A 22,205-nucleotide genomic window follows, 5' to 3' on the forward strand; every position below is an offset into this window, starting at 1 on the left:
ATCCCCTTTTATTTGATTTTTTGGCAGATCCCATACCAGATTAAGTCGACCTTTTCTGCCGTTTCTGCTATATCTTGGTAGACCCATCCAGTTACATCCCGCCAGTTACGTTCTTCGGCAAGCATCGGCACAATTCCTTTTGAGATATCCGTTCCAATTAAAATTAATTTTCTATGCCCCGCTTCTTTCTCCCATTGAATCCAACTTTGTAATAGTATTCGCCATTTTTCCCTTATCTCATGAATGGCTAATTGACCATTCCATTCCTGAACCCATTTTTCAAGCCCCTCAAGGATCACATAATCCAGCCAGTTTTCTCTATTCTCTGGAACAGGATTGCCTTGATAGGCGGAAAACCATAAATGAGGAGCAGCGTTCAGCTTGTAGTGTTCCTTCACCCATTTGGACTTGCCGTTAAAGGCACCTCCTGTAACAAAATGCATCGCTCACCTCTCCTTAATCCATCCCGCGTCCAAATCAGCTCGTATCCTATGCCGTGTGGAATATTCCAATCCCAAAAGTCCTTCACATAAGGCGCATGCTTTGTTAAAAAATAACGAATAACCCCGCCATGTGTCATAACTGCAGCCCTATGAATATTCTCTTCCATTATTCTGTCAACTATCTTTTCCCAACCGCTTTCCACTCTCTGGGAAAATTCTGAAAAGGACTCTCCTTTAGGTGGTTTAACTGTAAACGGTGCATCTACCCACTTCTGATAAAAGAAATCACCCTTTAAATCAGCATAGGTTTTTCCTTCCCATTCCCCAAAATGCATCTCTCTTAGTTCGGATAAACGTTCTGGATGGCAGCTTGGGAACAGGATATCTGCCGTTATAAGACATCTGTCCAAATCACTTGAAAACAAAAGCTCATAGTTTTCTGTACGGCAAACCAGTTTCTCTTTTTCTATTGAACAAAGCGGTGAGTCCGTCCATCCAAGATAGGCATGACGCTTATTTGCTTCCGTCAGCCCATGGCGAAATAATGCAATAGCCACAGTATCATCCATAGCACAAGCTCCATCCCTTCTACACTCGCACCAAGCACATCCCCTGTCATACCGCCAAACCAGCTGATAATTTTCCTAGAAAGAATAAGCAGGAACAGTATGGATACGACTGTGAAAACAATCATTCCGAATAAAAGATGATTAAATAATATACCCGCTGCCGCAAGAAGAAGAATGACATAAATCGGATAAATGACAAGTGTTCTTTTATTCGATGCATTTTTAAACAAAGTACCTAACCCTTCTTTTTTCGCTGCTTTTACCTTTAAAAGTAAAACACCCATCACCATTTTGCTAAAAAAAGGGATCGCTGCAATAAAAAGATACGTAGCCGGAAGAGCCTTCTGCGTGATTTCATACATAAAGAAAAATTTGGCGGTGAGCAAAACAATAACAGAAAGGACACCAAATGCGCCTGTTCGCGGGTCCTTCATAATTTCTAGCCTTTTCTCCCGGTCTCTATATGAAAAAAAGGCATCGCTTGTATCCATCCAGCCGTCCAGATGAATTCCCCCTGTGATAATGATTCCTGCAAGCCAGAGAACCAGCGCTGCAGTTAACACAGAAAACGGAGTCCAATGAAGAATCGCGTAAAACAGCGACGCATAAATGCCACCTTGTATCAAACCTAGCAGCGGAAAGGTCTTAATTGCTTTTTCAAGATGATCCTTATCCATTGGCAGTTCGACTGGAACAGGAATGGAGGTGAAAAACTGAAAATTAATTAATAATCCTTTAAGCCATTTCATTTTCAGTTCTCCAGCTGAATATTATTTCCTTCAGCTTTTCCCAATTAAGATGCGCCACTAAGTGGGCGGCCAGCTCATCATATTTTTGATCCTTTAGCTTACTAATATAAACAGTTTCCTTTAATGGGATCCCCTTTGCATACCGCAGTCCATTCAGCCATTTATTTCTCCATTCATCATTATGAAAAAGGTGATGCAAATACGTACCGATGATTTTGCCATCATTCCCATAATATCCTTCTTCATTGCCATTGTTTAATAGGAGAAAACGATTTTCCTCCCCTTCACTAAGCTTCGTTTCACCTAAGTGTATTTCATAGCCTTGGATCTGCTGCTGAATGCCTGTTCGCGGATGCAAGGTTCCCTCCGCTCTGACCGTAACCTTTTCTCTTAAAAAAGTTGTTGTTGCTGGGATTAGACCTAAACCCTCTTCCATTAAACCAGCAACTCCAGTATCAGAGCCCTCATGATCTACCAATAACTGTCCAAGCATTTGATACCCGCCGCATATACCAACAATATGCCCGCCTCCGCTTTCAAATGTGTGGAGCCACTCATTAAGTCCTGCCTTCTTAAAAAACCGCAAATCGCGTATGGTGCTTTTTGTCCCTGGCAATATAACCGCATCTGGCTGACCAATTTCGTCAAGATGGCTGATCCAACGAATGGAAACATCATCTTCATAGTAAAAGGGCTCAATATCACTATAATTTGAAATATATGGCGGCTTAAGGACTACAATATCAAGGAAATTCTTCCCCCGATTTCCCGAAGAGGCTGGCATCGATAGAGAATCTTCTCCATCAATCATATGATTATCGATATGAGGGACTACTCCAAGGACGGGGATTCCTGTTCTTTCCTCGAGCCACTGCACTCCATCCTCGAATAGCGAAAGGTCACCGCGAAACTTATTAATAACAATGCCTTTTACTCTTGCTCTTTCCTCTTCAGTTAAGAGCTCTAACGTTCCAACAATGCTGGCAAAGACGCCTCCCCTATCAATATCCGCTACTAAAATCACAGGAATATCAGCCATCTGTGCAACCTTCATATTCACAAGCTCTTTTTCTTTTAAATTAATCTCTACCGGGCTCCCTGCACCTTCCATAACAACAACGTCGAATTCCTGACTTAAGTGGTGAAGGGCGGTTTGAATCGCCTTCAGTCCTTTTTCATAGAATAAATCGCGATATCCTCTTCCAGAAAATGTTTCAGTCGTTCTTCCGAATAATACAACCTCAGATTGCTGATCCGATCTCGGCTTTAACAAAATGGGATTCATCCATACGGTCGCTTTTATCTTTGCCGCCTCGGCTTGAATCCCCTGGGCCCGCCCAATTTCCTTCCCATCAAGGGTAACATAGGAGTTATTGGACATATTTTGTGATTTAAATGGTGCAACTCGAATCCCTTCATTGGCAAAAGCCCTGCAAACCGCTGTCGCTATCAGGCTTTTCCCAACATCCGATGCAGTTCCTTGAATCATGACTCCCTTCATGTCCGTCCACCCCTTTCATTCGTACCGGAATGCCTGCTTCCACAAGATAAGCCTCTTTTGCAATAGTAACTATTTGCTGGTGGAGACTGCCAAGCATTCTGCCATATGTAAAAACAAGCTCATTATTATTGATCATTTCATTAAGAACTTCATTACTTACTATAATTAGAGCACGACAGCTCTTCGCAATTTCCCCAACTCCCTCAATAATCGAACACATTATCTGCTCTTGAAAGAAGGATTCCTTCCATAGGTCTTCCTTAGTGAAAAATTCATTATTTAGTAACGTCGTTAAACAATCAAGGAGGACAACATCATTAGAAGTAAAGACTCTAGAAAGCCGCTTTAAATCCCTTGGCTGTTCCCATGTCTTCCAATTTAGCCCGCTCTTAGTTCGATCTTTTTGATGGCGGGCAATTCTCATCTCCATCTCGGGATCACTCGATTGGCCTGCGGCAATATAATGAAGACTTCCCTCTGTTTGATTCACGATATTAGCAGCAAGCCGCTCTGCAAAACTGCTTTTTCCACTCCGAACGCCCCCGCTTATAAAAATTAAAGATGACTGCTTGACCATTCTTTAATCGCCTCCATCAAACGGCTATTATCTTTAGAACCTTTGATTGCAAACCTTAGCCACTCGCCTCTAAGACCTGGAAAGTTCATTGTATGTCTAGGAATAATGCCTCTCTCAATTAAAAACTGAAACAACGGCAGCTGGTCCTTTAAAACCGGGTCCTTAAGTAAGTAGAAATTAACTTGAGAAGGAGAAAATTGAATTCCCTTTTCTTTATAAAATCCAAAAAGACGCTCACGCTCTTGTTTGATCATGCCTCTTGTTTCAATCATATGCGATTCACTTTCAAGACACCATTCACCAGCCATTAGCGCCAGCGCATTCATGCTCCACTGAGGCTGAAAAGCCGACAGCTCCTCAATTACTGATGGAGCTGCCATTAAATAGCCAAGGCGTAAGCCGGGAATCGCAAACATTTTTGTCATCGATCGAATAATAAGAAGGGTAGGAAAGTTATTTATGTATGGAACGATAGATTCATAATCAATAAGAAAATCATAAAAGGCTTCATCTACAATCAATAGACAATCATTTTTCTCACATGCTTTGATTAATTCAAGCACCAGTATTTTGGGATAAAAAACACCAGTTGGATTACTTGGATTGCAAAAAAACAGCGCATCCGCCTTTTTCAGTTTAGAAGCTATTCCTTCCTGCCACTCCCAGTTGTCAGGTTCCAATTGGTGGTAATCGATTGTACAGCCATTGATCCGGCATGCTTCCTCATATTCCGAAAATGCAGGCTGAACAATAACGACTCTTTTCCCTGCCAGCATTCTGCCAATTAGCGAGATAATCTCGGCACCGCCATTGCCAATCAATATTTGACTTTCTCGAATATCTTCTTTTATAGCAAGCTTCTTCTTTAATTGATAGCCCTTAGGGTCAGGATAATCACTTACTACATCATAAAGCTGATCCCATTTCTCCTTTAAAATCCTTGGCGGTCCAAGAGGATTAATATTCGCACTGAAGTCTATCTTTTGGTCAGGCATCGGTATTCGTAATGCTTCAAATAAATAATGCGGGTTAGCCCCGTGTGCAGGCCATTTCAATGAGCATCCCTCCCAGCCATAAAAGTAATAGAAAAATAGGAACCGTACGTGCAACAATTGTATTCGCTTTAAGTATGTGACTCTTCTCTAAATGAATAAGAGGATCCCCCATTTTTGCCCGGTTAGAGACGATGCCTTTATAATAATTAATGCCACCTAGCTGAATTCCTAGGATTGCCGCAACAGCCGCTTCTCCCCAGCCACTATTCGGACTTGGATGCTTTTTTGCATCACGCCAGACAATTTTCCATGCCTCTCTGACATTCATATATTCGGGCTGACTGCTGACAAGCATACAGATAGAAGTAATTCTGCTTGGAATCCAATTCACAGCATCATCTAAGCGAGCCGAAGCCCAGCCAAATTCTTGATACTTTTCATTTCGATAACCAACAATGGAATCACATGTATTAATTGCCCGGTACATCAGCGCTAAAGGCGCTCCGCCAATCAGTGCCCAGAATAAAGGTGCTGTAATCCCATCACTTGTATTTTCAGCAACCGTTTCAATTGCTCCTCTGACGATTTCAGGCTCTTCAAGTTTATCTGTATCTCTTCCAACAATGTATGATAGCTTCTGCCTAGCCTCTTCTATATCTCCCTTTTCTAAAGGAGCATATACAGAAAGAGCGGCCTTTTTTAAGCTTTTCTGGGCAATAGCAGTAGAGATCAAAATTCCTTCTGCCACTATTCCAGCAAGGGGATGAATCCAAAAAAATAAACGAACGATTAGAAAGGAAATTCCACCTACAATAAGCAAAACCGTTAGCAGCATCCCAATTCCTTTCGCTCTTCGTGAGGTTCCCTTATTCCAGCTTTTCTCTAGTTTATAAATCAAAGAACCGATCCAGCGAACAGGGTGCGGCCAATTCTCTGGATCTCCAATTATCCGATCTAGTATACAGGCAAATGTAATAGCAAATAGATGAAAAGTAATCATTTCTTTTTCCTTTTTCTAGACTTTTGGATGGCCATCATTGTGCATTCATAGACGCCTTTTCCAATTAATTTTCCTAGCGGTGTAATCGTTCCGGCATAGTCTTGTCTTTGCCCCTTTTGAGTGGCCGCAATTAATATACTATCCGTTGAGGTTCCTGTAGCAACGGTTCCTGTTACTGCATCCATAACTTCTAGATCATGCATCGCTTTCACCTTCGCTTCAGTAGCAGTCATAATGCTTTGAATGAAGGCTTCTTCTGTTAATTCTCCATTAACAAATACCCAGGTATTGATTGTTCCTGGTGTCTTATTAAAGGTATGCTCCTCGCTTCTTGCTGCATCAATAGCATTTCCTACTCCTGCTGTCACAACAATAAAGGCAGAAAAATCATCCGCCTGATAGAGTTGATGGCTCACATCCTCAGGATAAACGGCTGTCATCATCCCAACTGTTTCCCCAGGTTCAAAGTGATAAGATTTTAAATAATTGACCATTTCTCTTCGATGATCACTGCAATCATAATCCTTATCCACATGCCTATTCACAAAAAACTGATGCCATCCTGTTCCAGATCCGACAACGCCAGAAGACATCGTTCGAAGCGGAATCGGACACTTAAGTGCAATATATTCTTTGGATACTTCTAATAAGGATTCATCAATTGTAAAGCTTCCTTTTTCCTCAGAAAGTTCTTCTGGGAGCAGCACCATTTGCGGTGCAGGTACTTTCGGATGAGGCTGTTTCTGTATCTTCGTTCGATAAACCTTCCTAATTCGTTCTTCACGGAGGACTTCATTTGGAGTATGGTTAATATTAATTTCACCATTTTCTAATAGCAGCAGCCGATCACAATATAATCCTGCTAAATTTAAATCATGAAAGATAGAAATGACGGTTAGTCCTTTCACCTTCGTCCATTCCTTCAGCAAATCAAGTAATTCTTTCTGAAAGGAAAGATCAAGGTGATTCGTTGGTTCATCAAGAAGCAAAATTTCCGGTTCCTGAGCAAGTGCCTGAGCAAGAAAAACCCGCTGCCTTTCGCCGCCTGATAACTCATGAATAGGATGATCTTCAAAATGAGCGACACCCGTTTGTTCCATTACCTGCCTCACGATTCTTTCATCATCCGCAGACCATGTTTGAAACCAGCCTTTCTGATGTGCATACCTGCCAAGCGAAACCGTTTCCTTAACTGTATAAGAAAAGCTCTGGGATGTATGCTGAGGCAGAACAGCAACTACCTTCGCTAATTCCTTTGCCGTATACTCCTTAATCGGGATTCCTTTTAAAAGAATTGTTCCTTCGGAAAAAGGAAGTATCCCGCTGAGCATTTTAAGCAAAGTTGTTTTCCCGCTGCCATTAGGTCCTAAAATTCCGAACAATTCGCCCTGTTCCAATTCAAAGGAGACATTTTTCAAGACTGAATCAACTGAATATCCGCCTGTTAATTGCTGTACACTTAGCATCATCTACCCTCTTCTTTCCTTTCTTCTATTCATCAATATAAGCCCAAATACAGGTGCACCAATAAGTGCTGTAATGACACCAATTGGCAATTCAGTAGGAGAAATAATGGTACGGGCCACAAGATCGGCCAGAATGAGAAAGCCTCCACCTGCTAAAATGGAGAGCGGCAATAAATGCCTATGGTCCGGTCCCCATAACAGCCTTGTTAAATGCGGAATAACAAGTCCAACAAACCCAATGGTTCCTGAAACCGCAACGGCAGCCCCTGTTAAAATAGAGCCCGCAATTAATATCGTCATTTTTCTTTTTTGGACATTTACCCCAATATGCTGTGCTCTTTCTTCCCCAAAAGACATCGCATTCAATTCCCTGCTGTTTATAAGCAAAAGAAGCGAACCAATGATAAAGAAAGGAAAGATAATTTTAATATACGCCCAGCCTCTCATTGAAACACTGCCTAGCAGCCAGCCAATAATTTGTCTTAATTCCTCACCCGTAAGCGCAATCATAAGCGAAATAAGCGACCCTAAAAAGGAACTAAATATAATACCGGTTAGAATGATTGTTTCTACTTTCATCGATCGGTCAATTTGGCGGGCAAAAAATAACACCAAAAAAATAGTAATAAATGCAAAGAGAATACTGAATAACGGCAGAGTAAACATGCCTGCAACTGGAATGGAAATACTAAAGAATAATGTCAATACCGCGCCAACTGATGCTCCAGAGGAAACACCCAATGTATAAGGATCAGCAAGAGGATTCCTTAATAAACCTTGAAAGGCGGCTCCCGCAATTGCAAGAGACGCCCCAACTAAGCCTGCTAAAATAACCCTTGGCAGACGAATATTTAAAACAATATTCGAATACATCGGATCTATATTTTCATTTGGTGCGATACGAAAAATTTCTGCACCAATAATTTTAATAATGTCTATCACCGGAACAGAGACTGTTCCTATTGATATCCCAAACAGCATCGCAATGATTAGAAATGCTGCTGCAATCAAGTAGGCAACGAACTTATTATTTAAATACTTCAGGGTAAACAGCTTTTGCAAGTTCCTCTACTCCTTCAACAAGCCTTGGGCCTGTGCGGGTAACCATATCAGAATCTACATCCACGACTTCCTTATTCTTCACAGCGGTGATATCCTGCCAGCCATCTCTGCTTGTTACATTTCCAACTGGATCTTCTGTATAATATCCGTGAGTTGTGATGATTACATCCGGGTTTCTTTCAATAATTGCTTCTGGGTCCATTGGAATCCAGCCATCTTCCGTTACAATGTTCTTCGCATTAATGGTCTGCAGCATGACGTCCATGAACGTATTTTTACCAGGTGTAAAAATTTCTGGAGCAGGTGCTACTTCAACAAAAACAGTTTTCTGATCCTCTGTTTTTATTTCCTGTGCTTTTGCCTTTATTTCTTCAAGTTTTTCTTTCATGTCAGCAACAAGTGCTTCTGCCTTATCCTTTACGCCGTTTGCTGCACCAATCATTTCAATGGATTGATACACTTCATCGAAGTTTTTCGCATCATTCACTACTAGTACCGTAATTCCAGCATCTCTAAGCTGCTGGAGGCCCTCTGCAGAATTATGTGCACCAGATGCATGCGCAAGGACAAGATTTGGTTTTAAAGAAATGATTTTCTCTACATTAAATTCCATGCTGCCAATCTTTTCAATTTCATTTACTTCTTCAGGATAATTATCGTAATCGTTCACTCCAACAACTAGGTCTCCTAATCCTAATCCGAAAGTGATCTCTGTATTGCTTGGAATCAATGATACAATTCTTTCTGGCTTCTCTTGTATGACAACCTCATTATCAAGCGCATCTTTGATGGTGACTGGAAATGCTGGTTCTTCCTTTGGAGCTTGTGTTTCCTCACCTGATACATTTTCATTTTCCTTTTGATTATCCAAACTTCCTCCGCACCCAGCTAAGAAACCAACTGCCAGCAAAAGTGCAAATAATAATGAATAAAGCTTCTTCATTCTATCTTTCCTCCTAATTGAAAAAACATCTCCACAATTGATATGGAGATGTTTGAATAGGCATATCTTCAAAAGAGGTATGAAACCTGTCAAACACCCCCTATCCTCGTAGGCTGTGGCGCAAAAAGATCAGGCAGGTCTCCTGGCTCATGGTCATTGCTTTACTGCTCCTTCCCATACATCCTCGTACAGTGGCCATTGCAGTATGCTCCCATTTACAGTGGCGGGACCGCGTTGGAATTACACCAACTTCCCTTTTAAGTCTTTAAACATTGAAAGACACCTATCTTTACATATGTATAAAATTTTCCGCTAATTTCGATTATACACGATATTTTTTTGTATTGACGAATAAATTTATGATTTTGTCCAATAAAGTCAAGACAACGGCGAATATAATAGATTTTAGCGGCTTAAACATGAGCTAAACGGGCAATTCTTCTTCATTATCGGCCGTAAACTTTCCATTCACGTGATTTTTTATCAAAAACCAGCTTGGCTTCACAAGGTTCTTTTACAATGTTTTCATATTCCTCGTACATGTCGTCCATGTTTGAAAAGTCACCGATCGTCCATACTGGTATTTCTATTCTTGTACGATTTTGTTCAATATCCTTAATGGAAATAAGAGCGCCTTCTCTCATCAGCGGTTTCAAAAGACGAAGGATATCACTTGAAATTGATGGATAAGACCGTTTCTTCTTTATCCCAAGCAATGACTTTTCAACCTTAATCTGCCCCATTTTTTCAGGAATGACTTCACCTAGTAAGGAATAAAAATCACTGAAATCGCGGTAATATGTTTTATTATACCAACCATCATCATGTGCCAGGTAGACATAACGATTGCTTAGATGATTATAAAAAGGGAGCTTTAAATGTTCTTTCAAATGACCAAGGTACAGCAGCTCAGCTATGGATTGACTTGGCAGTTCATTTAATGCTTCTTCTTCTTCAAAATCAATCCAGCAAAAATCTCCATATACATAGACATCTTCTTCCATTAGCTTTTTTAATTTTTCTTTTGGCACAAACTCATGCAAGGTATGCATATTAAAATCCCCATCTTCATAGCGGTGCTTCAGCAATAGAAGATTATTTAGCGTGGCAAACAACGACTGGGCAAACTGGGCAAACTCAATACCATAAGTAATTGTATAGTGTTCACGTTCATTTATATGAATATAAATAATATCACGAACCCCTTGATTCCTCTTTTTCAATGGTGAAACCTCCGTACATTGTAAATAACTAATAATAAGATCATATCAAAGTATAGCTTATAATAAATCTAATAATGAATATTTTTATTTATATTAACCATAACACATTTTATTCCGCGGCAAAATTTTTTATAATAAGCGTGGCATTATAATATAGATAAAGGTCCGGCGGAAGGAGTGTGAGAAGTTTGATACAAAGCATGACAGAAAATCAGATTACTCTTCACATTATAAAAACATTAAAAGAGAATAAGAAAAAGGAATTTGAATTGATTCTCGATGAATTACAGCCATATGATATCGCACATATTTATGAAAACCTGCCGGAAAAGCATCAAACTCGCTTTTTACTATTTATGAATATAGATTTGATTGCTGACCTGCTCGAAGAACTGAATAAGGACCGTCAGCTTGAGGTATTGAATAAACTAGGAATTGAAAAAACAGGGAAAGTCCTTGATTTAATGGACAACGATGACTTAGCTGTTCTCTTAGACGATTTATCACCAGAAAAAATCGCCTCTCTTCTTTCCGGCATGAAGAAGAGTGAATCAGACATTGTCCAGGATATTATGAAGTATCCCCCTGAAACAGCAGGACGATTAATGACAAATCGCTTTGTATGGATAAGGGATTACTATACGGTAATTGAAGCGGTTGGGAAGCTGAAATCCTTTGCTGAATTTGCTGAAACAATCAATTATTTATATGTGATCGACCAAGACAGAAAGCTTGTTGGAGTTGTTTCTTATCGGGATCTCCTAATCGCAGAACCAGATGAACCCATTCGAAATGTGATGTATGAGCGTGTGATAGCAGTAACCGTTACTACCGATCAGGAGGAAGTAGCTAGACTAGTTGAAAAATATGATTTTCTCGCTATTCCTGTTGTCAGCGACGAAAATGTCTTAATGGGAATTGCGACAGTTGATGATATTATTGACGTTGTCATCCAAGAAGCAAACGAAGATATTGAAAAACTTTCTGCTTCAGGAAAATCGATTGACTTTGAAACGAAGGCTTTTGTTGCTGCCTATCGAAGGCTGCCTTGGCTGATTTTATTATTATTCATAGGAATTGTATCAGGCAGTATTATTAGCGGTTATGAAGATACATTACAAAAGGTTGTTGCTCTTGCTTTCTTTATGCCAATGATTTCGGGGATGACAGGAAATACAGGTACCCAATCATTAGCAGTTGTTGTCAGGGGGCTCGTTTCGAATGACATTAATAAAAATGTCATTTTCAGACTCATTATGAGGGAGTTTCTTGTTAGTTTAATCATTGGAATTGTTTGTGGAGTTCTTATTTCTTTAATTGCATTTTTCTGGCAAGGAAGTGCCATTTTAGGAGCAGTAGTTGGCATTTCTCTGTTTCTGACATTAATCATCGGGACACTTGCCGGGACAATTATACCAATCATTCTTTATCGTTTGAAGATTGATCCTGCAGTGGCATCTGGGCCACTCATTACAACATTGAATGATATTTTCTCACTTGTTACCTATTTTGGGATTGCCACGATGTTTATTAATCATTTGATGTAATAAATTAAGGAAACCATCTCCCTTCTTCTTACGTCTTATATTATGTGATTAATTTTACTTAAAAGGAAATCGAAATACATTGAAAGGCTATTTTTTCTTTGTTACGATGGTAAGAAAAGCAGAAGTGTCTTGATAATCGCCGTACAAACTGGAAGGGCCGGTTCTTTCGATATAGGAAACACGAAGAGCGATAGCGATTCGATGTTGACTTATCGTAGGGAGGGGACCTGAAGTTTGATAGGCGATAGGCACTGGAGCTAGACAATTCTCGAGCAAAGGAATTGAACGGAAATAGGTGCATGGTAAATGAATAAGCCAAAAAAAGTTGCGGAACGATTTGATTGGACACTATGTCTGTTGTTATTTTTATTTTTTCTTATTAGCTGTGTTGCTATCTACAGCGGCCAAGCATCAGGACAATATGAAGGAAACTTTGTACTCGGACAAATAAAAAACTATGCTGTAGGTATTTTCATAGTTGCTGTTGTCATGTATTTTGACAGTGAACAAATTAAAAGACTTTCTTGGGTATTTTATGGGATTGGCATTTTACTCCTTATCGGGTTATTTGTTCTTCCAGATAGCATTGTTCCTGAGAAAAAGGGGGCATCCCTCTGGTATGTCACTCCTTTAGGGCAAATTCAGCCATCAGAATTTGTTAAAGTCTTTTTAATTATTGCTTTAAGTAAGGTTGTCGTTAGTCATCATGAAAAAATTACAACCAAAACGATAAAAACGGATATTCTGCTCCTCCTCAAACTTGGTATAGTTACGGTTGTACCTCTAGGCTTGATTATTGTTGATGATTTAGGTACGGCGCTTGTTATTATTGCCATCTTGGCTGGGATCATTATGGCATCCGGCATCACTTGGAAGATTATCGTTCCGATGTTCGGAATTGGCGGGGCTTTTGCTGGAGTCATTCTATATATGGTTATTGCTTTTCCCGAAATTCTTGAAAAATATTTAAAAATTGATACGTATCAATTCTTTCGGATTTATTCTTGGCTTGATCCAGTAAGCCATAAACAAGGAGCTGGCTTGCAGCTTTATAATTCATTGCTCGCAGTTGGATCCGGACTTATTACTGGAAAGGGATTTGGCGACAGACAGGTTTATATCCCTGACAGCCATACTGACTTTATCTTTAGTGTAATAGGCGAAGAATATGGCTTTATCGGTGGCAGTATTGTCATTAGTTTATACTTCCTGCTTATCTATCACTTAACAAAAACGGCACTTGATACGAAGGATCCTTTCAGTACCTATATTTGTGTTGGTATCATAAGTATGATTACCTTCCATGTTTTCCAAAATGTCGGGATGACTATACAAGTATTGCCGATCACCGGAATCCCTCTGCCATTTATCAGCTATGGGGGCAGCTCCTTAATGGGCAATATGTTTGCTATGGGACTGATCTTCAGTATTAAGTATCATCAAAAATATTATATGTTTGAATCCGATGCAAACTACGTCGCAAAAAAAACAAGCTAATCCAAAAGGAGAAGGGATCCCCTTCTCCTTTTGGACTTTTTTATTTATTTGCTGCCCATAACCTTTTTTTCACCCTTACTTTAATAATCGATCTTATAAAAAAGATTCCAGCAAAAACTGCTAAAAGAATAAGACCAATATAGCTTAAATCCACTAGTTTCATTACCACACTTACCAATGTTGCTAAATATAATACACCAAGCAATAGGCTAATTTCTCTGTTTTCATAATATTTAATAAGTCTTACACCAATTTGTGAACCAATTAATCCACCTGCTACTAATATGAATCCAATTCTGTAATCAATAGAAATTGTAAAAGCGTAAGACAGAAAACCCCACATAACAATTAACAACACAGCAAACATACTCGAGCTAACAGCTTCTTTAGGGGCTATCCCTAAAAAGGTAATAGCAAGGGGCACGATGATGAACCCTCCACCCACTCCAAGTGTTGTTGAAATAAAACCCGCAAACAAACCGATAAAGATCATTTTAACAATGGAAGGTGAAGCGGGAGGAAGCTTCCCTTTTGCTTGATTTCTTTTTCCTTGCTTTAGCATCTTTAATGCAAAATAAGCAAGAAGGAAAATGTAAAAAATAGGAATGGCTAATTCATCCCATCCTTTCATTTCAAGAAAAAAGACAAACGGCTTGGCAATTTGTGTAGCTGCCATCCCACTGATGCCTATAATCATCCCTTCTTTCCAAAGAATACTTTTCATACGAATATGTGCTATTATGCTCGAAAGCGAAGTACCAATTGTAAACAATAAGCTTGTCGCAATTGCTTCAAGAGGAGAAAAGCCCATTAACATAAGCATTGGTGTTAGAATGAATCCTCCTCCTACACCAAAAAAGCCTGCTAATACACTAATACATCCCCCTAATAAGAAAAATGAAAAAATCCCCATAAATACTCCTAACTTAGTACATTTTCTTCCTATTGTAAGTTATTTTTCTCATACATGCCTTTAATATTAATTGAGAAGTAAGATTTTACTTGTATAAATAACTTATTTATAATTATTATAATTTAGTATTGATTTTAATATTATATCTGTTATAATGTAATTAAGATAATAAGAGGAGGAATTATGAATGGAAAATTTATATTCAGCATTAAATGTACAAGTTGCTAACTGGAGTGTCCTTTATACTAAACTGCATCGTTACCACTGGTTTGTAAAAGGACCGCAATTCTTTACATTACATGAGAAATTTGAGGAATTATACAATGAATCTGCAAGTGTTGTGGATGAAGTAGCTGAACGTCTCTTAGCAATCGGCGGTGAGCCAGTTGCCACTATGAAAGAGTACATTACCATTGCAACCATCGAAGAAACAAAAGGTGAAACAAATGCAAACGAAATGGTTTCAAGCCTTATTAATGACTATAAACATTTAAAAACAGAAATTAAGGAACTTGCCGGGCTTGCTGAACAATATGATAATGATGTCATTAATGACCTAGCAGTTGGCCTATTAGTTAAATTAGATACACATATTTGGATGCTAAGTGCCTACTTAGGAGAATAATAGAAATAGCAGAAAAAGTCAGTGAATTTTGTCACTGGCTTTTTCTTATGTTAATGTAATAAGGAAATAGTATCGGAAACATCATATTGTTAGAGTTGAAGAATATAGTTAATTAAATGTATATGAAAATAATAGAAAAGGAGAAATATATTATGCACTTTAAGCATATCGTCACTTCTGAAGACGAGCTCCGCTCATTATTAGGCACTCCTAGTAAAACAGTAGCAAATAAAACGATTTATCATCTAGACGGTCATTGTAAAGAGTTTATTTCAAAGGCTCCAATCGTATTCATTTCCACCTCAGATACCTCTGGACATTGTGACACCTCCCCGCGTGGAGATGAGCCGGGTTTCATACATATCATTGATGATCACCACTTCGTCATACCTGAAAGACCTGGAAATAAACGAATGGACTCACTTAGAAATATCATAGCTAATCCCTATATTGGCCTTCTTTTTGTCATTCCAGGATTAGAAGAAACTTTGAGAATCAATGGAAGGGCAGAAATTATAAGAGATGCAGGTATTCTAGAACAAATGGCTTCTCATGGAAAAACACCATTACTTGGAATCGCTGTAAAAGCGGAAGAATGCTACATCCATTGTGCCAAAGCATTTAAACGTTCAAAACTATGGCAGCCAGATTCTTGGCCAGAAAAGTCTGCTCTTCCCTACCCGCCGAAAATTCTTGCCGACCATATCAATATGCCCGATGTCAACAGCGAAACAATAAAAGCAGCGCTAGAAGAAAGTTATTCAAAGCGATTGTATTAAATGAGAAAAGCGCAAGCGCCTCGATCATCGCCGTACAAACTGGAAGGGCTCCGACTGAGATAAAGGAAACACGGTTTGCGGTAGCGAACCGATGTTGACTTATCGTAGGGAGGAGGCCTGAAGTTTGATAGGCGATAGGCACTGGAGCTAGACAATTCTCTAACTCCATAGTTATAGTTTCATATCTCAAAATATAAAAAGACCTGACTCCATTACAAGTCAGGTCTTCTTATTGTCTATTTTAATTCTGCCAAAACTTCTTCGATTTTTGCAAGTTCAGATTGTAAACCGCCTCCACTTAAGTACCAAAGTGGACCATCTAAGTATACGATTCGATTGTTTTTGTAAGCTTCTGTTTTCTTAACGATTTCATTTTCCATATCAGCTTTGATGTTAGACTCTCCACCTACTGCCGCAGTACGATCGATTACGAATAATACTTGTGGATTAAATTCCAAAATTGCTTCAAAACCGAAGTTAGAACCGTGAGAAGAAGATTCGATATCTTCTGTTACTGGTTTGAAGCCATAAATATCATAAATGTAGCCAAAACGAGAATTTGTTGAGAAACCAGATAATTTACCTTCGTTGTACATCGTAACTAATGAAGTTTCATAGTTGCCAGCTAATGTTTTGATTTTTTCTAATGCTGAATCGAATTTACCTAAGTATTCTTCAGCTTCTTTTTCTTTACCGAACATTTCAGCTGCCATATCTACTGAAGCTAAAAAGGTGTTCCAATAATCTTCCTCAGAAGTACCAACATATACTACTGGAGCAATTTCTTTTAATTCTTCATAGAATACAGATTGACGGCCAGAAATAAAAATTACATCCGGGTCAAGTTCAGCGAGATCTTCAAATAGTGGCTCCTTTAAAGTACCGATGCTTACATACTCATCAGCAGAATATGCTTCCAATTGAGCTGGTAAAGCAGAGTCTTTAGCAACCCCTACAACTCCTTCAACGCCAAGTGCATCTAATGTATCTAAGAAGCCAAAGTCAAATACTGCGATTTTTTCTGGCATCTTCTCGAATGTAACATCTTCAAAGGTATACTTCTCACTGCTATCTCTGCCCTCAATTGAAGCGACTGTTGGTGATATAGTCATTGGATAAGCAGCACCTTGCTCCTCCGCAGCTGAATTATTTTCTTTCGCTTGATCTTCAGCTTGAGTAGTATCTTTTGTCTTTTCATTTGAAGCTTTCTCGTCAGTGCCGCAAGCTGTAAGCATTAGAGACAAAGCTAATAGTGCACTGGCAAACTTCCACTTTTTCATATACGTTCTCCCCTTTTATGTATTAACATTTTCTTATCATTAATGATTATCATTATCACTGATAACAATTCTCATTATAGGATCTTTACTCACTCTCGTCAATACCAATCTATAAACTTTTTTGGAAATTTTTTATAATGATAAATATATCAAGTTTTATTAGCGTTTTTGCACTAATGGCCTTTTTTCAAAAAAACACCTAGAGAAAACAATTAAACTAGTAACCTTCCTCTAGGCATGCTCTTTGTAATTATATTATTGGTTTAAGCATGTGAATTAAAGTAAACACAAATGCGGCATCCATTTTGTTCTTGAATAGGAATATCCATATCGTAAATTTCGCGCAATGCATCTGAATTAATAATCTCATGTGTTGGCCCATTTTTGACTAGCTTACCGTCCTTCAATGCGACAATACGATCTGAATAAACGGAAGCGAAGTTAATATCGTGTAATACAATGACAACAGTTCTGCCAAGCTCATCTACAAGTTTCCGCAAAATTTTCATAATTTGCACTGAGTGCTTCATGTCTAAGTTGTTCAAAGGCTCATCAAGCAAGATATAATCTGTATCCTGAGCAATTACCATCGCAATAAACGCACGTTGTTTTTGACCGCCAGATAATTCATCTAAAAACTTATCCTGCATATCAGTTAAGTTCATATATTCAATCGCTTGATCAATGAATTTTTCATCCTCTGCTGTCAGACGTCCCTTCGAATAAGGATAACGGCCAAAAGCAATAAGCTCACGTACCGTTAATCGTACATTCAGATAGTTTGATTGCTTCAAAATTGAAACGCGTTTCGCAAATTCAGATGATTTCCATTTTTTCACATTACCTTGATCAAGTAATACTTCCCCAGTATCTGCTTCTAATAATCGGCTCACCATCGAAAGAAGTGTAGATTTACCTGCCCCATTCGGTCCGATAAACGATGTAATCGTACCCGGCTCAATTGTGACAGATACGTCCTCTACAACAGGTTTTTTGCCAAATCGTTTCGTTAAACCCTTGATTTCAATCATCCTGCTGCCCTACTTTCCTTTAATAATAAGTAAATGAAGTAAATACCACCGATAAAGTTAATAATAACACTTAACGTTGTACGTAATTCAAATACATGTTCAACAAGGAACTGACCACCGACTAATGCAATAATTGCAATTAAGCTTGCACCTAAAATTAATACAGAGTGTTTATACGTAACTAAATATTGATAAGAAAGGTTCGCAACGATTAAGCCAAAGAACGTAATCGGGCCAACTAAAGCTGTTGATGTTGCAATTAATACCGACGATAAAATTAATACATTCATTACCATACGGTCATAGTTAATACCAAGATTCATTGCATTTTCACGGCCAAGTGACATAACATCCAGCTTACCCATAATGCGATAACCGTAAATAAACGCAATGAATAAAATACCGACTGAAATATATAATAAGTCTGCCTTTACGTTTGAAAATGTAGCAAATAAGCGGTTTTGCAGGCTTAAATATTCGACAGGATCAATCAATACTTGTAAGAATGTCACAAAATTCCCTAAAAGCGCTCCTAAAATCATCCCTATTAAAAGGAGCAAATAAATAGGATGCTTATCAGCACGGAAAAGGAAACGATATAAAATGAGTGCAAATAATACCATTGCGATAATTGCTGCACCAAAATTCAAATATTTATTTAACACCCATACTGACATGGATCCTGCAAAGAAGTAAATGCACGTTTGTACGACTTCATACATAGAATCAAGACCCATTACAGAAGGTGTTAAAATGCGGTTATGTGTAATGGTCTGGAACACGACTGTCGAATACGCAATTGCAATCCCTGTTACAACCATTGCTGAAACACGAATCATCCGTCTTGGAAAAGCGTAATCAAAACCGCCTTTTATATCATAAAATGCGTATAACAAAATACAAATAAACGCTAATACTGCTAAAAAAATTAGCTTTGTACTATTTTTTCGCATATGCTCTCCCCCTAAATAACATAATTAAGAAGATCGCACTACCGATTACTGCCACAGTCACATTAACCGGAATCTCATATGGGTGAATGACAATACGTCCAATAATGTCACATATTAATAGAAATACAACCCCTAATATTGCTGTGTGTGGAATCGTTTTTCGTAAATTATCCCCTAAGTAAAGCGAGACAATATTAGGTACAATTAAACCTAAAAACGGAATGACTCCGACAGTTAGTACGACAGTTGTAGAAATAATCGCAACAAGGATTAGACCTAAATTTAAAACTACCTTATAACTTAAGCCTAAGTTTTTTGCAAAATCTTCGCCCATTCCTGCGACTGTAAATTTATTCGCATAAATATACGCTAAAATAACCGCCGGGACACTTACATATAACAGTTCATAGCGGCCAGCAATAACTAATGTAAAGCTCCCCATTAACCAAGAAGAAATATTTTGAAGAAGATCTGCTTCATATGCAAAAAACGTTGTAATAGATGACAAAATATTTCCATACATAATTCCAATTAACGGAACAAAAATGACATCCTTAAATTTAATACGATCTAAGATTTGCATAAAAATAAATGTACCTGCTAAAGCAAATGCGAAGCTAAAAATAATTTGCTGCGTATACGTTACATTTGTTAAGAACAGCATCGAGATTAAAATACCTAGTTTTGCTGCATCTAACGTACCAGCAGTCGTTGGCGATACAAATTTATTTCGGCTTAAAGACTGCATAATTAAGCCTGCAATACTCATTCCAGCTCCCGCCAATATAATAGCCATTAAACGTGGCACTCGACTAATTAAGAAAATTTGTGTCTCATCCGAATGCCAATCGAGCAAGTCACTTACCTTAATATCAATTGCACCTATAAATAGCGATATAAATGACAGGACTATAGTTGCAATAATTAACATCCATAGTTTCATATGTAGCCCTCATAATATGTTTATTCTCAGCATGACAATTAGAAGTTTATTATCATTCCAAGTGAAAATCCAATTTAATATATCGAAAAATCGAATATCAATCCCAGACTTTTCTCTACGTATTCATACACACTTATATTAGAATTATTCTAATTAAGAATCATTCTCACTAAAGTGCAAAAAAAATATTGATAATGAATTTCACTATCAATCTTAACTATAATTTAACTAAATTACTGGAAAAAAGTCAATATCTTATCTGATATTCATTCTCATTTTCACTAAATGTTCATAATGTAATTTAACTATATTGTAAAAATTGGGAGATTAATTGACCAATAGATGATAATGTCTGCCTTCCATCCTTTGGAACTGTTAACTGATCAATTAAGACAGCAGCATACACGTTTCTGTTCTCGTACTGTATAATCGCACAATCATGCTCAATGCCTAATAATTCACCCGTTTTATTTGCAACCTTGAATATATCTAAATCGATTTGATCAGATAACTTATTATTAAATTGCTGATTCTCCATAATTTCTTTAGCCTTGCTCGCGCTTTCATTAGATAAAATCTTATTTTGGCAGATTTCTTTTAAGCAAGTAAGCATGTCCGATGCAGTCGTATAATTATCTACCCCGTTATTCAAAGCTGTAAAATCCATCATTTTTCGATTGAGCTCCGTTTGATGCAAATTCAGCTCCTTCATCCCTTGATTAATTTGATCCATGCCGAGAAGATCAATTAATAGATTTGTAGCTAAATTATCGGAAACGATGATCATTAATGTCATTAAATCGATTATTTTTAACTTTAAATTTCCTGATAATGCCTGCAGGACCCCTGCTCCACCTACCTTTTCAACTAATGCTATTTGGATAGACTGCTGCAGGTCGAGAGTTCCCTTTCCAGACTGTCTGAAACATTCGACTAGGATCGGAACTTTAATTAGACTAGCCGAAGAAAACCTTCCTTCACTATTTATCTCTATTCGTTTATCTTCGGCTTCAATGATTAGACCTACTCTCCCCTTACATCTGGATGCTTCCGTATATACTTTTTCCCTAAGCTCGTCAAAATCTATCTTCTTCATTTTAGTACCGCCGCCTGTGGATATCTTTGGCGGCCATGGATATCTTTATAATACAAATGACAGGCTACAAAGTGATCCTTCTCTACCTCCTGCCATTCGGGCTTAATCGTTTGACATGCATCCATCGCTAAAGGACAGCGGGTTTTAAATACGCAGCCACTCGGAGGATTGATTGGACTAGGAAGCTCTCCTTTTAATATCATTCGTTCTCTTCTATCCTCTACATCCGGATCAGGAATAGGAATGGCTGATAAAAGCGCTTGTGTATATGGATGAAGAGGATTTTTATAAAGGTTAGCACTTTCTGTTTGTTCAACAAGATTACCTAAATACATGACCCCGATTCGGTCGCTTATATGTTTGACCATCGATAAATCATGGGCAATAAATAAAAAGGTTAGCCCCTTCTTTTTTTGCAAATCCTTAAGAAGGTTGACAACTTGTGCCTGTACGGAAACATCTAGGGCAGAAATGGGCTCATCAGCAATAATAAATTCTGGATCAAGTGATAATGCTCGTGCAATTCCAATCCTCTGTCTTTGGCCGCCGCTAAACTCATGTGGATAGCGATTGGCATGATCCCGATTTAAGCCTACGTCCTCTAATAATTGATAAATTCGCTCCAAACGCTCCTTCTTATCTGGATATAGCCCATGAACTTCCATTGGCTCAGAAATAATTTCTCTAACCGTTGAACGCGGATTTAATGAAGCATAAGGATCTTGAAAAATCATTTGCATTTTTCGCTGGAAAGCAAATCGCTCCTTACCTGTCATTTGATGAACATTTTCCCCTTCATATATGACTTCTCCCTTAGTCCGGTTATACAATCCAATTATTGTTCGTCCTGCCGTTGACTTCCCGCATCCAGACTCACCAACAATTCCAAATGTTTCTCCTTTCTTAATATAGAATGAAACACCATCTACCGCCTTTAATAACCGATCTTTGCCTAGAGAAAAATACTTTTTTAGATTCTTTACTTCTAATAGTGCATCCTTACCCATCCTATA

Annotated in this window: 22 protein-coding genes and 1 riboswitch; of the genes, 4 read left to right on the forward strand and 18 right to left on the reverse strand. The window is 38.3% G+C overall.

Translation table 11 applies throughout. The features are described from left to right. Positions 1-8: 8 nt before the first annotated feature. The 11 genes from FI644_RS07140 to FI644_RS07190 form a co-directional block, all read right to left on the reverse strand. Positions 9-443 (reverse strand): bifunctional adenosylcobinamide kinase/adenosylcobinamide-phosphate guanylyltransferase, encoded by a 435-nt coding sequence (locus tag FI644_RS07140; RefSeq protein ID WP_053477885.1) that lies wholly within the window; start codon positions 441-443, stop codon positions 9-11. Continuing rightward, the gene (locus tag FI644_RS07145; RefSeq protein WP_053477886.1) at positions 395-1,012 is read right to left on the reverse strand and encodes a histidine phosphatase family protein; all 618 of its coding nucleotides are present in this window, start codon (positions 1,010-1,012) and stop codon (positions 395-397) included. Before FI644_RS07145 ends, FI644_RS07140 begins: the two co-directional genes overlap by 49 nt. Beyond that, positions 970-1,761, reverse strand: coding sequence for an adenosylcobinamide-GDP ribazoletransferase (cobS, locus tag FI644_RS07150; RefSeq protein WP_053477887.1), 792 nt, complete (start codon positions 1,759-1,761; stop codon positions 970-972). Before cobS ends, FI644_RS07145 begins: the two co-directional genes overlap by 43 nt. Continuing rightward, positions 1,748-3,262 carry a cobyric acid synthase gene (locus FI644_RS07155; RefSeq protein ID WP_053477888.1) on the reverse strand — a complete coding sequence of 505 codons (1,515 nt, stop codon included), beginning with the start codon at positions 3,260-3,262 and terminating at the stop codon, positions 1,748-1,750. Before FI644_RS07155 ends, cobS begins: the two co-directional genes overlap by 14 nt. Next, entirely contained in the window at positions 3,177-3,839 is a 663-nt protein-coding gene (locus FI644_RS07160; RefSeq protein ID WP_053477889.1) for a bifunctional adenosylcobinamide kinase/adenosylcobinamide-phosphate guanylyltransferase, read from the reverse strand. The genes FI644_RS07155 and FI644_RS07160 overlap by 86 nt, the downstream gene beginning before the upstream one ends. Continuing rightward, positions 3,818-4,894: a threonine-phosphate decarboxylase CobD gene (gene cobD / locus FI644_RS07165; RefSeq protein ID WP_053477890.1), complete on the reverse strand. Its 1,077-nt coding sequence runs from the start codon at positions 4,892-4,894 to the stop codon at positions 3,818-3,820. Before cobD ends, FI644_RS07160 begins: the two co-directional genes overlap by 22 nt. Continuing rightward, a complete protein-coding gene (gene cbiB / locus FI644_RS07170; protein ID WP_053477891.1) occupies positions 4,869-5,834 on the reverse strand; it encodes an adenosylcobinamide-phosphate synthase CbiB in 966 nt (321 codons plus the stop codon). The genes cobD and cbiB overlap by 26 nt, the downstream gene beginning before the upstream one ends. Further along, on the reverse strand, positions 5,831-7,300 hold the full coding sequence (locus FI644_RS07175) for an adenosylcobinamide amidohydrolase (protein ID WP_056687027.1): 1,470 nt from the start codon (positions 7,298-7,300) through the stop codon (positions 5,831-5,833). The genes cbiB and FI644_RS07175 overlap by 4 nt, the downstream gene beginning before the upstream one ends. A 3-nt stretch (positions 7,301-7,303) precedes the next feature. Further along, positions 7,304-8,281: a FecCD family ABC transporter permease gene (locus FI644_RS07180; protein ID WP_379998234.1), complete on the reverse strand. Its 978-nt coding sequence runs from the start codon at positions 8,279-8,281 to the stop codon at positions 7,304-7,306. Positions 8,282-8,327: 46 nt separating this feature from the next. Further along, positions 8,328-9,305, reverse strand: a complete 978-nt coding sequence (locus FI644_RS07185) for an ABC transporter substrate-binding protein (protein WP_053477893.1) — start codon at positions 9,303-9,305, stop codon at positions 8,328-8,330. Between the two features lie 115 nt (positions 9,306-9,420). Then, positions 9,421-9,607: riboswitch (cobalamin riboswitch) on the reverse strand. Between the two features lie 144 nt (positions 9,608-9,751). After that, positions 9,752-10,528 (reverse strand): hypothetical protein, encoded by a 777-nt coding sequence (locus FI644_RS07190; RefSeq protein WP_053477894.1) that lies wholly within the window; start codon positions 10,526-10,528, stop codon positions 9,752-9,754. 188 nt (positions 10,529-10,716) lie between these two features. Here FI644_RS07190 and mgtE point away from each other — a divergent pair, with 188 nt between their 5' ends. Then, entirely contained in the window at positions 10,717-12,075 is a 1,359-nt protein-coding gene (gene mgtE, locus FI644_RS07195) for a magnesium transporter (protein ID WP_142108202.1), read from the forward strand. Between the two features lie 306 nt (positions 12,076-12,381). Then, positions 12,382-13,572: an FtsW/RodA/SpoVE family cell cycle protein gene (locus FI644_RS07200; protein ID WP_053477895.1), complete on the forward strand. Its 1,191-nt coding sequence runs from the start codon at positions 12,382-12,384 to the stop codon at positions 13,570-13,572. Positions 13,573-13,612: 40 nt separating this feature from the next. On the opposite strand, the gene FI644_RS07205 is transcribed toward FI644_RS07200, so the two are convergent. After that, complete coding sequence (locus FI644_RS07205) at positions 13,613-14,485, reverse strand: sulfite exporter TauE/SafE family protein (protein WP_053477896.1); 873 nt, start codon at positions 14,483-14,485, stop codon at positions 13,613-13,615. 187 nt (positions 14,486-14,672) lie between these two features. Here FI644_RS07205 and FI644_RS07210 point away from each other — a divergent pair, with 187 nt between their 5' ends. Both FI644_RS07210 and FI644_RS07215 read left to right on the forward strand, forming a co-directional pair. Further along, positions 14,673-15,110, forward strand: a complete 438-nt coding sequence (locus FI644_RS07210) for a Dps family protein (protein ID WP_053477897.1) — start codon at positions 14,673-14,675, stop codon at positions 15,108-15,110. 152 nt (positions 15,111-15,262) lie between these two features. After that, complete coding sequence (locus FI644_RS07215; RefSeq protein ID WP_053477898.1) at positions 15,263-15,889, forward strand: pyridoxamine 5'-phosphate oxidase family protein; 627 nt, start codon at positions 15,263-15,265, stop codon at positions 15,887-15,889. A 236-nt stretch (positions 15,890-16,125) separates the two neighbouring features. Here FI644_RS07215 and FI644_RS07220 read toward each other — a convergent pair whose 3' ends face one another. The 6 genes from FI644_RS07220 to FI644_RS07245 all read right to left on the reverse strand — a co-directional run bounded on the left by FI644_RS07220 (position 16,126) and on the right by FI644_RS07245 (position 22,199). Continuing rightward, positions 16,126-17,169: a siderophore ABC transporter substrate-binding protein gene (locus FI644_RS07220; RefSeq protein WP_053477899.1), complete on the reverse strand. Its 1,044-nt coding sequence runs from the start codon at positions 17,167-17,169 to the stop codon at positions 16,126-16,128. A 263-nt stretch (positions 17,170-17,432) separates the two neighbouring features. Continuing rightward, complete coding sequence (locus FI644_RS07225; protein WP_053477900.1) at positions 17,433-18,200, reverse strand: iron ABC transporter ATP-binding protein; 768 nt, start codon at positions 18,198-18,200, stop codon at positions 17,433-17,435. Further along, a complete protein-coding gene (locus FI644_RS07230; RefSeq protein WP_053477901.1) occupies positions 18,197-19,153 on the reverse strand; it encodes an iron chelate uptake ABC transporter family permease subunit in 957 nt (318 codons plus the stop codon). The genes FI644_RS07225 and FI644_RS07230 overlap by 4 nt, the downstream gene beginning before the upstream one ends. Then, positions 19,140-20,096 carry an ABC transporter permease gene (locus FI644_RS07235; protein WP_053477902.1) on the reverse strand — a complete coding sequence of 319 codons (957 nt, stop codon included), beginning with the start codon at positions 20,094-20,096 and terminating at the stop codon, positions 19,140-19,142. The genes FI644_RS07230 and FI644_RS07235 overlap by 14 nt, the downstream gene beginning before the upstream one ends. A 301-nt stretch (positions 20,097-20,397) precedes the next feature. Further along, complete coding sequence (locus FI644_RS07240; protein ID WP_231690149.1) at positions 20,398-21,192, reverse strand: serine hydrolase; 795 nt, start codon at positions 21,190-21,192, stop codon at positions 20,398-20,400. Beyond that, positions 21,189-22,199, reverse strand: a complete 1,011-nt coding sequence (locus FI644_RS07245) for an ABC transporter ATP-binding protein (protein ID WP_053477903.1) — start codon at positions 22,197-22,199, stop codon at positions 21,189-21,191. Before FI644_RS07245 ends, FI644_RS07240 begins: the two co-directional genes overlap by 4 nt. Positions 22,200-22,205: the final 6 nt, after the last annotated feature.

The organism is Cytobacillus solani, assembly GCF_006704205.1.
GTDB lineage: Bacteria > Bacillota > Bacilli > Bacillales > Cytobacillaceae > Cytobacillus > Cytobacillus solani.